This window comes from Bacillus sp. SRL543 (assembly GCF_984799205.1).
In genome coordinates this window covers 1,640,068-1,653,251 of the sequence record NZ_OZ481794.1, presented here as the reverse complement: position 1 = coordinate 1,653,251, position 13,184 = coordinate 1,640,068, and the positions used below count along the sequence as shown (strand labels likewise).

The window sequence follows — 13,184 nt, the reverse complement described above, 5'->3', positions numbered from 1 at the left end:
TCTGCAGCCAAGGTATGCATGAAGAGGGCTTTCGGGAACTGTCACTAGCATTTTACAGACAGCTCTTGTCTCCGGGTAAGCTATTTAGAATGTTTATGCCGCCGATTCAAAAAGCTGTTATGATAGGTAAAAGACCGAATTGGAGGCACGAAAATGGAATTTGATAACGGCCATTATTTTAAAAGCATTAAACTGAAAAAAAGCGATATCCCTTCTTATTCCAGGTATCCCTTTAATCTTCCGGCCGTCAGAAATCTCGAAGACCTGCCCCTTCATCCTGATGTAACCTTTATTGTCGGTGAAAACGGGATGGGCAAATCCACGCTCCTTGAGGCCATTGCCATCGCGGCAGGCTTTAATCCGGAAGGAGGGTCGCTGAATTTCAGCTTTACTACATACAACTCCCATTCAGAGCTAGAGCAGTACTTAAGGCTGTCAAGGGGATCTGAGCGGCCCGAGGACGGCTTTTTCCTAAGAGCCGAGAGCTTTTATAATGTGGCATCTTATATTGATGATCTTGATAAGGAATCTCCCGGGATTCCCCTGATCGACTCTTTCGGAGGCACTTCCCTTCATGAACAGTCGCACGGCGAGGCCTTTTTTGCTACATTCCTGAATCGCTTCCGCGGAAAAGGGATTTATATTCTTGACGAGCCTGAAGCAGCCCTGTCACCGCTCAGGCAGCTTTCGATGGTTTCACGCATCCACGAACTCGCCAAAGACCGGTCGCAATTCATCATCGCCACCCACTCCCCCATCATTATGTCGTATCCTTCCGCCAAAATCATTGAACTGAGAGAGGAAGGGATTCAGGAAGTACGTCTTGAAGAAACCGGCCACTATCAATTCATGAAGCAGTTTTTTGAAAACCGGGAGAGGATGCTGCATCATTTGCTGGAAGAGTGAAGCGTGGATAATCCTGTTAAAAGGAAGAGGAGCGGCGATTGCCGCTCCTCATATTTCAAATCATTTAGCTTTAGTGATTGTTATGCCTGTCCAACCAAACAGCAGCGTGATGATCGGAGAAAGCAGGCAGAAAAAGGCGTATGGCATATATTCAGCAGTCGGCACATTCAGCACACCTGTCAGGAATACCCCGCAAACACTCCAAGGGACCAGGGGATTAATGACCGTCCCTGCATCCTCAAGGACTCTTGAGAGATTCTTCAGATGCAGACCAGCCTTTTTATAAGACTCTGCGAAAGCATTTCCTGTGAGCAGGATGGACAGATACTGTTCGCCAAGGAGGAAGTTGATTCCGATGGCAGATGCAGCTGTGGCACTGATCAGTGCAGGTGCCTTTACAATCAGTCCTTTGATGCCTTCCAGAAGTGCCGGCAATATGCCGAGCTTGAAGAGCAGTCCGCCCATTGAGAGGGCCAGGAGGACCAGCGATACCGAAAACAGCATGCTTTCAATTCCTCCCCTTGTCAGGAGGGAGTCGAGCTCCTCCATCCCGGTATTTGATTTGTAGCCGGAGTACAGTATATTGACCATGTCCTTTAATCCGAAGCTGCCTTGAATAAATGGTGCAAGAATCAGGGCGGATACTGTACCGGCAGACAAAGCGAGAATAGCAGGCACCTTCCTTAGCGCAAGGACAGCGAGCACTGCAAACGGGATCAACGACTGCCAGCTGACGAGATGGAGTTCCTCAAGGCTGGTCTTGATTGCAGCGATTTTTTGGAAATCGGTCTCTGCTGCTTCCGGCGAAATGATGGCAAAGAGTATGATGGATATGACAAAAGCCGGGATGGTCGTCCACGCCATATTCCTGATATGATCAAACAGATCGACTTTCACTGTCATAGAAGCCAGATTGGTCGTATCTGATAAAGGGGACATCTTGTCGCCGAAGAACGCCCCTGATATAACAGCACCTGCTGCAGCTGCTGTGCTGAGATCCAGTGCAGCAGCTGCACTGACAAAGGCGGCTCCAAGCGTTGCCGCTGTCGTCAGCGAGCTGCCGATGCTGATCCCGATAACCGCGGTTACTGCAAAGGCGATGGCGAAAAAGTACTTTCCGTTCACGGCAGAGAGCGCCAAATGGATAAATGTAGGAATCGTTCCGCTCGCCATCCAGCTGCTGATCAGCATGCCGATAAAAAAGAAAATGAACACAGCGCCCAATCCAGATCTGGCACCTTCAGCCATCCCTTCCTCCAAATCCTTCATGCGGACCTTCTTAACCAGCCCGTATATAAGCAGGGCGATGATTGCCCCTATAATCGGCACATGGGGAACCGCCCCTGCGCCTATGATTGAAAAACTGATACCCCCGAGCAAAAGAAGAGATATGATTACAGCCTCCGCTGTACTGATTTTTATGACCGCTTGATCCTGATGCATTATATTTCCTCCTGTTGAATGACTGACTCCGGTCGGCGGGAATTTTATTGTGATGCAGATAATGAAAACAGCACAAAAAGCCCTCTCGCCGGCTAGGGACGGAGGAGCTCCGCGGTACCACCCTAATTGAAAGGCACAGCGGCCTTCCCTCTCTTCACACGCATGCCTTGAAATCAATAGCTGTAATTCAAACCGCCATTGCCTGGGCTTTCACCAGCCGCCCAGTCTCTATTTGCTGCATCTGCCGACTCTACTTTCGTCTATCAGGCAAAACTATTCTACTTAAACGCTTTTTAGCGTTAAAGCGTTTATTTGTAAGTCTACTATAATCGTAATCAGGGCTTTTGTCAATTTTTTTTAGCGGCATGAGATGGGGGGGGGCTTCGGGGGAGAGTTGCTAATATAATTGGAAAGTTGCTAATATATCCAGAAAGTTGCTAATAAAATGAAAAAGTTGCTAATAAAATCAAAAAGTTGCTAATATCCCGAAAAAGTTGCTAATAAACCAAAACTAAGCTGACACCGCCCCCCTGCAAAAGCTTCATTCTTCACTGTATGCCGCCAATATGGAGACAAACTTCATAGATAAGCCCTATTTTTATTCAAGAAATCACTTTTCTATAAAAAAACAGGCCCCGAAGACACCAGGACCTGCTGTATTTCCCAAAACTAACAGCTTGATTATGAATTCACCTGCAAAGCTAGATCTATTTCCTTTGCAGGGCGCCCAATATAATAGCCCTGGGCGAGATCTGCGCCAATCGACCGGCAAAACTCCAATTCTTCTTTCCTTTCAATTCCTTCTGCAAGGACGATGATGCCGAGTCCGTCTGCAATATTCATAACCTTAGAAAGAAATTGCTGACTATCAGGCTTTTGGTCGCAGTAATCGATAAAGCTTCTGTCTATTTTCAAATAGTCGGGCTGGAGTGCTTCAAGCATTTCGAGGGTTGAGAATCCGGCCCCGACATCATCAAGCGCCACTTTCATGCCCCTTTTCTTATATGTATCCAGTACTTTTTTCAGGTGATCGACATCACTTATCTTTTCGGTCTCTACTACTTCGAAAACGAGATCTGCCGGATCGATTTCGTATTTCTCTACAATCTGGAAGGTATGCTGGAGACAGAAGTCCGGATTGTAAATTGTGGACGGAAGGAAATTGATAAAGCTTTTGATGCCAGGCGGGATGATATTTTTTCTTGCTTTGATTGCCGCTTCCCTCGCCTTTTGGTCAAGCATGGACATCAAGCCTGTTTCCTCGGCCGTCTTGAAAAGGATGCCTGGCGGTATTTGATTATGTCCTGCCGTTCTCAGCAAAGATTCATAGCCATAAATCGAGTCTTCCTTTTTCAGGCTTATGATCGGCTGCTGATAGCTTAGGAACTCGCCATACTGGATGGTCTGGACCATTTCCCGGTGATTAACCCTTGAAAACAGTTCAGAAGCATTCAGCAGCTGGGCAGGCTTGCTGCCATATTGCGATATGCCGGCTTTTAATTTTTTGGCGCCCTCCCCCAATTGCCTGCATAAGGCCTCCAGCTTTGTTTCAAGTTCATCAAGGCTTTGATAAGGAGCTTTGATCCAGCTCTCCTGTTTTTGTCCGGCATTTACATTCTGGTGGAAGAGGAATCCCTCTTCTTCCAGAGTGAAAGGCAGGCCGCACTGTGCGCATAGATGTCGAATAGCAGATCCCTTCTTCCTCTCTTTTTTTTTATTTTAGCAAAATCATCCGAATTCGTCACTTCATAAGCTAGTCCATTCTGCCCAGATCAGTCAGCAAAAAAAACGATCCCTAAACAGGAATCGTTTTTCATTTTATTGTTCCACATCCATCGGATTATAAAGTTTTACATCCGGATTTTTGTCCTGGAACCACCTCAGGGCAAAATCATTTTCAAACAGGAAGACTTTTTTATCATAGCGGTCAGTTACAAGTAGGCTCCGCGAGCTGGATAGGCTCTCGTCCACTTCTCCCTCGATCCAGCGGGCAATCTTGCTTCCCTGCCCTTCCATCCGGACTTCCGCATTGTACTCATTCTTCATTCGGTGTTCGAAAACCTCGAATTGGAGCTGGCCGACTGCACCAAGAAGATATTCATCTGTTTTGACTGTCTTATACAGCTGGATGGCACCTTCCTGGACAAGCTGCTGGATCCCTTTATGGAAGTGCTTCTGCTTCATCACGTTCTTTGCAGTGACTCTTACAAAAAGCTCCGGGGTGAACTGGGGAAGTTTTTCATATTGAAACTTATTTTTCCCCACTGTCAGGGTATCGCCGATCTGGTAAAGGCCTGGATCATACAGGCCGATAATATCGCCGCTCACTGCCTCGTCAACCGTGCTGCGGTCATCTGCCATGAATTGGGTGGACTGGCTCAGTTTCAGCTGCTTGCCTGTACGCGGTATATTGATTGTCATTCCCCGCTCGAATTTTCCTGAGCAGATTCTTAGAAATGCTATCCGGTCGCGGTGGGCAGGATTCATATTCGCCTGGATTTTGAAGATAAAGCCAGAGAAATCCTCTGAAAGCGGATCGATTCTGCCATCAGTGGAATTGCGGGCCTGTGGAGCCGGCGCAAATTCCAGATAAGATTCAAGGAATGTCTGCACACCGAAGTTGGCCAGGGCGCTGCCGAAGAAAACAGGCGTCAGCGTTCCATTGGCCACCTTTTCACGGGAGAATTCATTTCCGGCTTCATTAAGGAGCATGATTTCCTCCAGCGTCTGGTCGTATAAGGAAGACTGTTTCATAGGATGGTCCCCATTGATTTCCCCATCTTCGTTCAGTTCGAGGAAACGATCAGATTCATCCACACGGAACTGTTCAATCCGGTTATGATGGCGGTCGTAGATGCCAAGGAATTCCTTGCCCATCCCGATCGGCCAATTCATCGGATAAGACTCGATTTCCATTACTTCTTCAAGCTCGGCAAGAAGCTCCAGAGGGCTTTTCCCCTGGCGGTCAAGTTTATTCATGAACGTGAAAATCGGTATGCCCCTCATGCGGCAGACCTTGAAGAGTTTCAATGTCTGGGCCTCTATCCCTTTGGCTGAGTCAATGATCATCACTGCGCTGTCAACCGCAGTCAAAGTACGATAGGTGTCCTCACTGAAATCCTGATGCCCCGGAGTATCCAGAATGTTTACACGGGCATCTTTATAGTCAAATTGCATAACGCTCGAAGTGACGGAGATGCCGCGCTGCTTCTCGATTTCCATCCAGTCGCTAGTGGCAAATTTGCCGGTTTTTTTTCCTTTAACGGTACCGGCATCGCGTATCGCTCCTCCAAACAGGAGCAGCTTTTCTGTTAAGGTAGTCTTTCCGGCATCCGGGTGGGAGATGATCGCAAACGTGCGCCGTGAAAGAACTTCATCTGAAAAATTGTTAGACATGTTGTATTCCTCTCTTATTAACTTCGTTTATTATCATAACATCTATCTTATCTCCCTGCAGAAAAGTTTGCAATCGGGGAAATCAACTTCCAGCATTCAGGATGGCTCTCCCGGCTGATTTTTGCTACGATTTATAAAAAACAGTACACGCTGCCGGTTCAGCCAGGCAGCCATGACAGAATTGAGGAAAAAAATGGATACCATTACACATACATTATTCGGGCTTGCCCTTTATGCTTCAGTTGATAAAAGCAGGCTGGAGAAAAAAGAAAAGGCCGCCTATTTGGCAGCAGCGGTTGCGTCCAGCCAAATTCCTGATATCGACGTCATTTCACAGCTTTGGGATACCCGGGGCCTCTATCAGATGTGGCACAGGGGCATCACCCATTCTGTCTTCCTCACACCTCTTTGGGCACTGCTGATTTACCAGGTGTGCCGATGGATCTTCGGGGCAAAAGATCCCAAACTCTTTTTCCTTAGCTGGATTGCCGTCTTCATCCATGATACGAGTGACCTGTTCAATGCATGGGGAACCGGCTACCTGGAGCCTTTTTCTGACAGAAGGATCACGTTCGGGACCATCCCGATAGTCGATCTTGTTTTCTGGGCAATCATCCTGGCAGCTTTTCTCCTTTCAGTCCGAAAACGGAAAAGAAGGAGAGGCCATGTCTATTTCAGACTGGCATGGGCGCTGATGCTCCTGCATCTTGCAAGCCAAAGCATCCAGGGCTATATTCTGTATGATCAATACAGCAGCGAATACAGCGAGGTAGCACTTTCAGCTGATTTTGTACCCTGGCATTTTACCGTTATTACTAAAAATGGCCCGGAAATCTCTCTTTATAAAGATGGATTATACAGCAGCAAGGAAAAGACTTATAGCCTTCTGTCTGCGGAGGATGCAGATATGGACAGGCTTTTCAAAGATAATCCGAAAGCAAAGACACTTTACCAATGTTCCCCTTTTGTTGTCATAGTTGATGATGACGAACAGCTGGGGCTTTACGATCCCCGATTCTACAGAAATGGCCAATCATTCTTATTTGAAGCGATAAAAAAAGAGGCAGGGCAATAGGCAAAAAAGTATGGGCAGAAAAAATAAAGCCCATACTTTTTTTAATGATGGGCAAAATAGCACTAATTGGTTGAACAGATTCTTCTATTACCATTGAATGGAGTGCTATTATGAATTTTATCTGGGGAATTGCCGGAATACTGACTGTGCTAGTCATTGCTCTGCTGCTTTCCAATAACCGGAGGGCGATCAATCCCCGCACCATCATAGGAGGACTCGCCATCCAGATCCTGTTTGCTTTTGCGGTCCTCAAATGGGAAGCAGGGCGCAAGGCGCTGAACTGGCTCACTACCGGGGTCAACAACATCATTAATTATGCCAATGAAGGCATTAATTTCTTATTTGGCGGGCTCTTTGCTGAAGGATCAGGGGTTACATATGTTTTCGCCTTTCAGGTGCTGCCGATTGTCATCTTTTTCTCGGCGCTTATATCAGTGCTGTATTATTTGAAAATCATGCAGTTCATCATCAAAATCCTTGGCGGGGCACTGTCCTGGCTTCTCGGCACACGCAAGGCGGAATCCATGTCGGCTGCGGCCAATATATTTGTAGGGCAAACAGAAGCGCCGCTCGTCATCCGGCCTTATATCGGCCAAATGACGAACTCTGAACTATTTGCCGTCATGACAGGAGGACTGGCTTCTGTAGCAGGGTCTGTCCTTGTCGGCTATTCGCTTTTGGGGGTCCCGCTTGAGTACCTTCTCGCCGCCAGTTTCATGGCTGCTCCGGCCGGCTTGATCATGGCTAAGATCATTTTTCCGGAAGTAGACAAAAAGGAAGAACCAAAGGAACTTGAAATGGAAACGGACAGCGAATCGACGAATGTTATTGATGCTGCCGCAAGAGGAGCCAGTGTCGGCCTGCAGCTCGCTCTCAATATAGGCGCCATGCTTCTTGCATTCATTGCGCTCGTTGCGCTGTTGAATGGATTGCTGGGCTGGATCGGCAGCTGGTTCGGATTAGGAGGTTTGACGCTGCAGCTCATTCTGGGCTATATCTTCTCTCCTCTTGCATTTGCTATAGGCGTTCCCTGGGCAGAGGCTGTGGAGGCAGGAAACTTCATCGGACAAAAACTGATTTTGAATGAATTTGTCGCCTATTCCTCCTTTGCCCCGGAAATTCCAAATCTGACTGATAAGACTGTTGCCATCATCAGCTTTGCTCTCTGCGGATTTGCCAATATTTCGTCGCTTGCCATCCTGCTTGGCGGCTTGGGAAACCTCGCCCCCAGCAGAAGGGCCGATATCGCCAGGCTGGGGATAAAATCAGTCATCGCAGGAGCGCTCGCATCGCTCCTCAGCGCCGCGATAGCAGGGATGCTTTTTTAAAACGAAAAAAGACAGGCCGGCTGCCTGTCTTTTTCTTATTTGGCCAGATGGAAGATGAGCGATTCATAAGGCCTTAAAGTAATTTCCCTGATATCAGTTGGTCCTTCTTCATAGTTTGAAAGCAAAAGCTCTGCATTGAATTCTTCCGCTATTTTGCTGTCAGGAAGAGTAAAGACTGTTTCCCTGCCATAAAAATTATTGATGACAAGGAGCTTTTCGTCCTTCCCATTGCGTAAATACGCAAAAATCTCCGGATGTTCCTCCAGCAGCAGCTCATAATTTCCGTAAGTGATGATTTCATATTCTTTGCGGAGGCTAATCAGCTTTTTATAATGGTGGAAAATCGAATCAGGATCTTTCACTGCATTTTCTGCGTTGATTTTCTTGTAATTCCCGGCAATGCCGATCCATGGCGTTCCCTCCGTAAATCCGGCGTTCCGGCTGTCATTCCACTGGACAGGTGTTCTTGAGTTATCTCTTGATTTGCTTTGGAGTATTTCAAGTATTTCTTCCTCCGGAACTCCTTCTTTTCTTTTAATTTCAAAGATATTCAAGGATTCAACATCACGGTATTCGCTGATTTTTTCAAAATAAGGATTGGTCATCCCAAACTCTTCGCCCTGATAAATATAGGGGGTTCCCTGCATCATATGGATGGCAGAGGCCAGCATCTTAGCTGACTTATCGTGGTATTTCCCATCATCTCCGTACCTCGATACAACACGGGGCTGGTCGTGATTGCACCAGAAAAGGGCATTCCAGCCGCCCCCTTTATGCATTTCCACTTGCCATCTGGAAAGTATCTTCTTCAGTGCATGAAAATCGAAGTCTGCAAGCGCCCATTTCTCGCCGCCCGGGTAATCTACCTTCAGGTGATGGAAATTGAACGTCATGCTGAGCTCTTCCCGCTCAGGATTTGAATATTTCACGCAATGATCGATTGTTGTAGAAGACATTTCGCCGACAGTCATGCTGTCATGCTTCGAAAATACCTCCTGGTTCATTTCATGCATATATTCATGGACTTTGGGACCATCTGTGTAAAACTTTCTGCCGTCTCCCGGGGGTACCGACCCGTCGTCATCGGGGAACCGCTGATCTTTGGATATCAAGTTGATGACATCCAGGCGGAAGCCGTCCACTCCTTTGTCAAACCAGAAGTCCATCATACCGTACACTTCCTGGCGGAGCTTTTCATTTTCCCAATTCAGATCTGCTTGAGTGACATCAAACAAATGGAGATAATACTGGCCGGTTTCTTCGTCATACTCCCAAGCATTACCGCCAAACTTGGATTCCCAGTTGGTTGGAGCGCCGCCATCTTCTTTTGCGTCTTTCCAGATGTAAAAATCCCGATAAGGGTTATTTTTTGATTTCCTTGCTTCCTGGAACCAGTGATGATCTGTCGAGGTATGGTTTACGACAATATCCATGATGACCTTGATCCCCCTGCTGTGCGCTTCTTTAAGCAGTGAATCAAACTCCTCCATAGTCCCGTATTCCTCATGGATGCTGAAATAATCACTGATATCATAGCCGTTATCCCGCTGGGGAGACCGGTAGATCGGCGTAAGCCATATAACATCAATGCCAAGCTCCTTTAAGTAATCCAGCTTTTCAATGATGCCCTGCAGATCGCCCACACCGCTGCCGGTCGTATCATTGAAGCTTTTCGGATAGATTTGATATACTGTCGCTTTCTTCCACCAAGGTTGTTTCATCTCCGCCACCTGCCATTTTATTTTTCGTTTCGTCTGCTTACTTTTCGCCAATCAAGACTACCGCCTCATAAGCCTTAAGCTGCTGAGGCACTTTGCTCTTTCTGCCTTCATGAACATAGTTCCCTGTCAGCCATGAATATTCCAGGCCTTTAAGCTCCTCCGGCAATTCCGGCTGCACCGTTCTGCCGTAAAAATTGCAAAGCACTACGAGCACCTGATTTCCCAAAGTCCTGGTGTATGCATAAATCTCCGGGTCTTCTTCTAATATTAATTCATATTTTCCATGCACTATAATTTCATGCTCTTTTCTGAGCCTGATTAGATTCTGATAATAATAATAGATCGAATTCGCATCTTCCAGGGCTTCTTCCGCATTTATATCCCGGTAATTCGGGTTCATGCCAATCCAGGGGGTTCCGCTGGTAAAACCGGCATTCTCCGAGGAATCCCATTGCATAGGTGTCCTGGCATTGTCCCTTCCTTTTGCGTAGATGCTTTCCATTGCTTTACCTGCCGGCACTCCGGCTTCTGTTGCTTCACGGAAATAGTTCAGGGTTTCAATATCCCGGTAATCTTCTATACCCGGGAATTTAACATTTGTCATCCCGATTTCCTCGCCCTGATAAACATATGGCGTGCCCTTCATCATATGAAGCAGGGTAGCCAGCATTTTTGCTGATTCTTTGCGGTATTCACCATCATTGCCGAACCTTGAAACTGATCTTGGCTGGTCATGATTATTGAAATATAACGAATTCCAGCCAGTTTCCTCAAGCTCAGTCTGCCATTTGGTCAGGCTTTTCTTCAGGTCAAAAAGATCGAGCGGCTTTAGATCCCACTTTCCTCCTGGCCCATTGTCGAGGCTAACATGCTCAAACTGGAATACCATATTCAATTCATTCCTGCTTTCCCCTGTATAATCACGGGCCATTTCAGGCTTGACCCCAGGCATTTCCCCGACAGTCATAACATCATAATGCGAAAGGACTTTTTCGTTCATTTCCTGAAGATATTCATGGATTCTCGGCCCATTTCTATAATATTTGCTTCCTGACGCATATTTTTTCCCTGGTTTAACTTCATCATCCGGGAGGCCATCTTCCTTTGAAATGAAATTGATGACATCCATTCTGAAGCCGTCAATTCCCTTATCCAGCCACCACTGCATCATATCATATACTTCCTGCCTCAGGGCAGGATTCTCCCAATTCAAGTCAGGCTGTTTCTTTGAGAACAAATGAAGGAAGTACTCTCCAGAATGTTCGTCATATTCCCAGGCTGAACCCCCGAAATTAGAGCCCCAATTGTTTGGCTCCTGACCGTTCTTCCCTTTGCGCCAGATATAGTAATCTCTGTAAGGATTCACCTTCGACTTCTTCGCTTCTATGAACCATGCATGCTCATCAGAGCTGTGGTTGACGACAAGGTCCATGATGAGCTTCATTCCGCGGCGGTGCATCTCGCTGAGAAGCTCTTCCCAATCACCCATCGTCCCGAACTCGTCCATAATATTCTTATAATCGCTAATATCATAGCCATTGTCATCATTGGGTGATTTATATACAGGCGACAGCCAGATGACGTCTATCCCCAATTGTTTGAGATAATCCAGCTTGGAGATGATGCCCTGCAGATCGCCTATGCCATCGCCATTGCTGTCCATGAAGCTCCTCGGATAGATCTGGTATACAGTGCTGTCTTTCCACCATTGCCTTTTCATTTATAAAACCTCCCAATATTTCTCAGCTCTTTATGTAAATAGCGGTACCATGGATATCCTCTTATCCATGGTACCGGAAAAATCATTCAGCTCTTTTAAACCTGCCGAACAGGAATGTCAGCACAAATGGCACAACTAGCACGATCGCCATCCCGATAAAGAAGGATCCCCAGTTCTCAGATAAGATCGAGAAGAAAGCAGGAAGCCCCCCGACTCCGATCGATGGTGCAATGACCCCTTTGATGGTAATGAACATCCCGCCTATTGCAGAGCCGATTACCGCTGCGATGAACGGATATTTAAAGCGCAGATTCACACCAAACATAGCAGGCTCTGTAACTCCCAGGAAAGCTGAAAGTGAAGAAGTAGCAGCAAGACCTTTTACTTTTTCATTTTTATTTAAGAAGAACATCGCAAGAGACGCTGAACCCTGGGCAATGTTTGACAGTGCAACCATCGGCCAGAGGAATGTACCTCCGATTGACCCGATCAGCTGCAGATCCACTGCCAGGAATGTGTGGTGCATGCCTGTGATGACAAGCGGTGCATAAAGGCCGCCGTAAATCAGTCCTCCAATGGCAGGGGCCGCATCAAAGATCGCTACCACACCATCAGTGATCCAGCCTCCGATTGTGAAAGTGACAGGCCCGATCGCAATGAAAGACAAAAAGCCTGTGATAAGCAGCGCAATCGGGGCGACTGTCAGCAGCTGGATGCTATCAGGTATTCTTTTCCTTAAGAAAATTTCAATTCTTGCAAGAACATAGGACGCAGCCAATACCGGCAGCACCTGTCCCTGATAGCCGACTTTCTCAATTTCCAGTCCGAACAGGTTCCAGACAGGCACTTCTTCTGTAGAACCGTATCCCCATGCATTAAGCAAGTCAGGATGTACAAGCATTAATCCCAGCACCATACCAAGAAGCGGGCTTCCGCCAAACCGGCTGACAGCACTCCAGCCAATCAGCCCCGGCAAAAACACAAACGCTGTATTGGCGATCATATTAATGATATTAGCCAGATCAGCCCATCCAGGATGGACGTCAATGAATGATTTGCCTGTATAAAAAATATCAGGCGCTGTCATGATATTGTTGATTCCCATCAGCAAACCGGCTGTAACGATTGCCGGGAGGATAGGAATGAAAATATCAGCGAGCGTTTTGATTGCTCTTTGAAGCGGATTCATTTTTTCAGAAGCAGCTGCTTTCACTTCTTCTTTTGACACTTCGCCGATCCCTGTAGCCGCTGCCATTTCCTTGTATACCTTATCAACCAGTCCCTGGCCGATGACCACCTGGAATTGGCCGTTTGTTGAGAATGATCCTTTAACACTATCTATATTCTCCAATGCTTCTTTATCAACTTGGCTTTCATCCTTCAAAGCAAACCGCAAACGTGTTACGCAGTGCGTGGCTGCGGCAATATTTTCTTTGCCGCCAACCGCTTCTACTATCTGCTCGGCAGATTCTCTGTAATTGCTCATGCCCTACTCCTCCTGTTACCGTTTTCATTAGCAAGAAAAAAATGCCTGCCAGGAATACTTCATATATTTGTTATTATCCGCCCGGCATGCAATAGTATCCTTTTTTGCT

The 13,184-nt window shown here is 46.8% G+C and carries 9 protein-coding genes; 3 read left to right on the top strand and 6 right to left on the bottom strand.

The annotated features are described in order from the left end of the window. Positions 1-153: 153 nt before the first annotated feature. A complete protein-coding gene (locus AC4E8B_RS08405; protein WP_490218148.1) occupies positions 154-906 on the top strand; it encodes an AAA family ATPase in 753 nt (250 codons plus the stop codon). Positions 907-966: 60 nt separating this feature from the next. Here AC4E8B_RS08405 and nhaC read toward each other — a convergent pair whose 3' ends face one another. From nhaC to AC4E8B_RS08390, 3 genes are all read right to left on the bottom strand, one after another. Continuing rightward, positions 967-2,349: a Na+/H+ antiporter NhaC gene (gene nhaC / locus AC4E8B_RS08400; RefSeq protein WP_490218146.1), complete on the bottom strand. Its 1,383-nt coding sequence runs from the start codon at positions 2,347-2,349 to the stop codon at positions 967-969. Positions 2,350-3,030: 681 nt separating this feature from the next. Then, entirely contained in the window at positions 3,031-3,996 is a 966-nt protein-coding gene (locus AC4E8B_RS08395) for an EAL domain-containing protein (protein WP_490219576.1), read from the bottom strand. Between the two features lie 171 nt (positions 3,997-4,167). Then, positions 4,168-5,745 carry a peptide chain release factor 3 gene (locus AC4E8B_RS08390; protein WP_490218144.1) on the bottom strand — a complete coding sequence of 526 codons (1,578 nt, stop codon included), beginning with the start codon at positions 5,743-5,745 and terminating at the stop codon, positions 4,168-4,170. A gap of 193 nt (positions 5,746-5,938) precedes the next feature. Between AC4E8B_RS08390 and AC4E8B_RS08385 the strand changes: the two genes are divergently transcribed. Further along, complete coding sequence (locus AC4E8B_RS08385; protein WP_490218142.1) at positions 5,939-6,820, top strand: metal-dependent hydrolase; 882 nt, start codon at positions 5,939-5,941, stop codon at positions 6,818-6,820. Between the two features lie 110 nt (positions 6,821-6,930). Continuing rightward, positions 6,931-8,148: a NupC/NupG family nucleoside CNT transporter gene (locus tag AC4E8B_RS08380; protein ID WP_490218140.1), complete on the top strand. Its 1,218-nt coding sequence runs from the start codon at positions 6,931-6,933 to the stop codon at positions 8,146-8,148. Positions 8,149-8,183: 35 nt separating this feature from the next. Here AC4E8B_RS08380 and treC read toward each other — a convergent pair whose 3' ends face one another. The 3 genes from treC to treP form a co-directional block, all read right to left on the bottom strand. Beyond that, entirely contained in the window at positions 8,184-9,869 is a 1,686-nt protein-coding gene (gene treC, locus AC4E8B_RS08375) for an alpha,alpha-phosphotrehalase (protein WP_490218139.1), read from the bottom strand. Positions 9,870-9,906: 37 nt separating this feature from the next. Next, positions 9,907-11,589 (bottom strand): glycoside hydrolase family 13 protein, encoded by a 1,683-nt coding sequence (locus AC4E8B_RS08370; RefSeq protein ID WP_490218137.1) that lies wholly within the window; start codon positions 11,587-11,589, stop codon positions 9,907-9,909. Between the two features lie 82 nt (positions 11,590-11,671). Next, positions 11,672-13,075, bottom strand: a complete 1,404-nt coding sequence (gene treP, locus AC4E8B_RS08365) for a PTS system trehalose-specific EIIBC component (RefSeq protein ID WP_490218135.1) — start codon at positions 13,073-13,075, stop codon at positions 11,672-11,674. Between the last annotated feature and the right edge of the window lie 109 nt (positions 13,076-13,184).

Bases quoted from the DNA above. Each gene is read 5' to 3' on its own strand.
- AC4E8B_RS08405 (WP_490218148.1), top strand. From the start codon at position 154: ATGGAATTTGATAACGGCCATTATTTTAAAAGCATTAAACTGAAAAAA.
- nhaC (WP_490218146.1), bottom strand. From the start codon at position 2,349: ATGCATCAGGATCAAGCGGTCATAAAAATCAGTACAGCGGAGGCTGTA.
- AC4E8B_RS08390 (WP_490218144.1), bottom strand. From the start codon at position 5,745: ATGTCTAACAATTTTTCAGATGAAGTTCTTTCACGGCGCACGTTTGCG.
- AC4E8B_RS08385 (WP_490218142.1), top strand. From the start codon at position 5,939: ATGGATACCATTACACATACATTATTCGGGCTTGCCCTTTATGCTTCA.
- AC4E8B_RS08380 (WP_490218140.1), top strand. From the start codon at position 6,931: ATGAATTTTATCTGGGGAATTGCCGGAATACTGACTGTGCTAGTCATT.
- treC (WP_490218139.1), bottom strand. From the start codon at position 9,869: ATGAAACAACCTTGGTGGAAGAAAGCGACAGTATATCAAATCTATCCG.
- AC4E8B_RS08370 (WP_490218137.1), bottom strand. From the start codon at position 11,589: ATGAAAAGGCAATGGTGGAAAGACAGCACTGTATACCAGATCTATCCG.
- treP (WP_490218135.1), bottom strand. From the start codon at position 13,075: ATGAGCAATTACAGAGAATCTGCCGAGCAGATAGTAGAAGCGGTTGGC.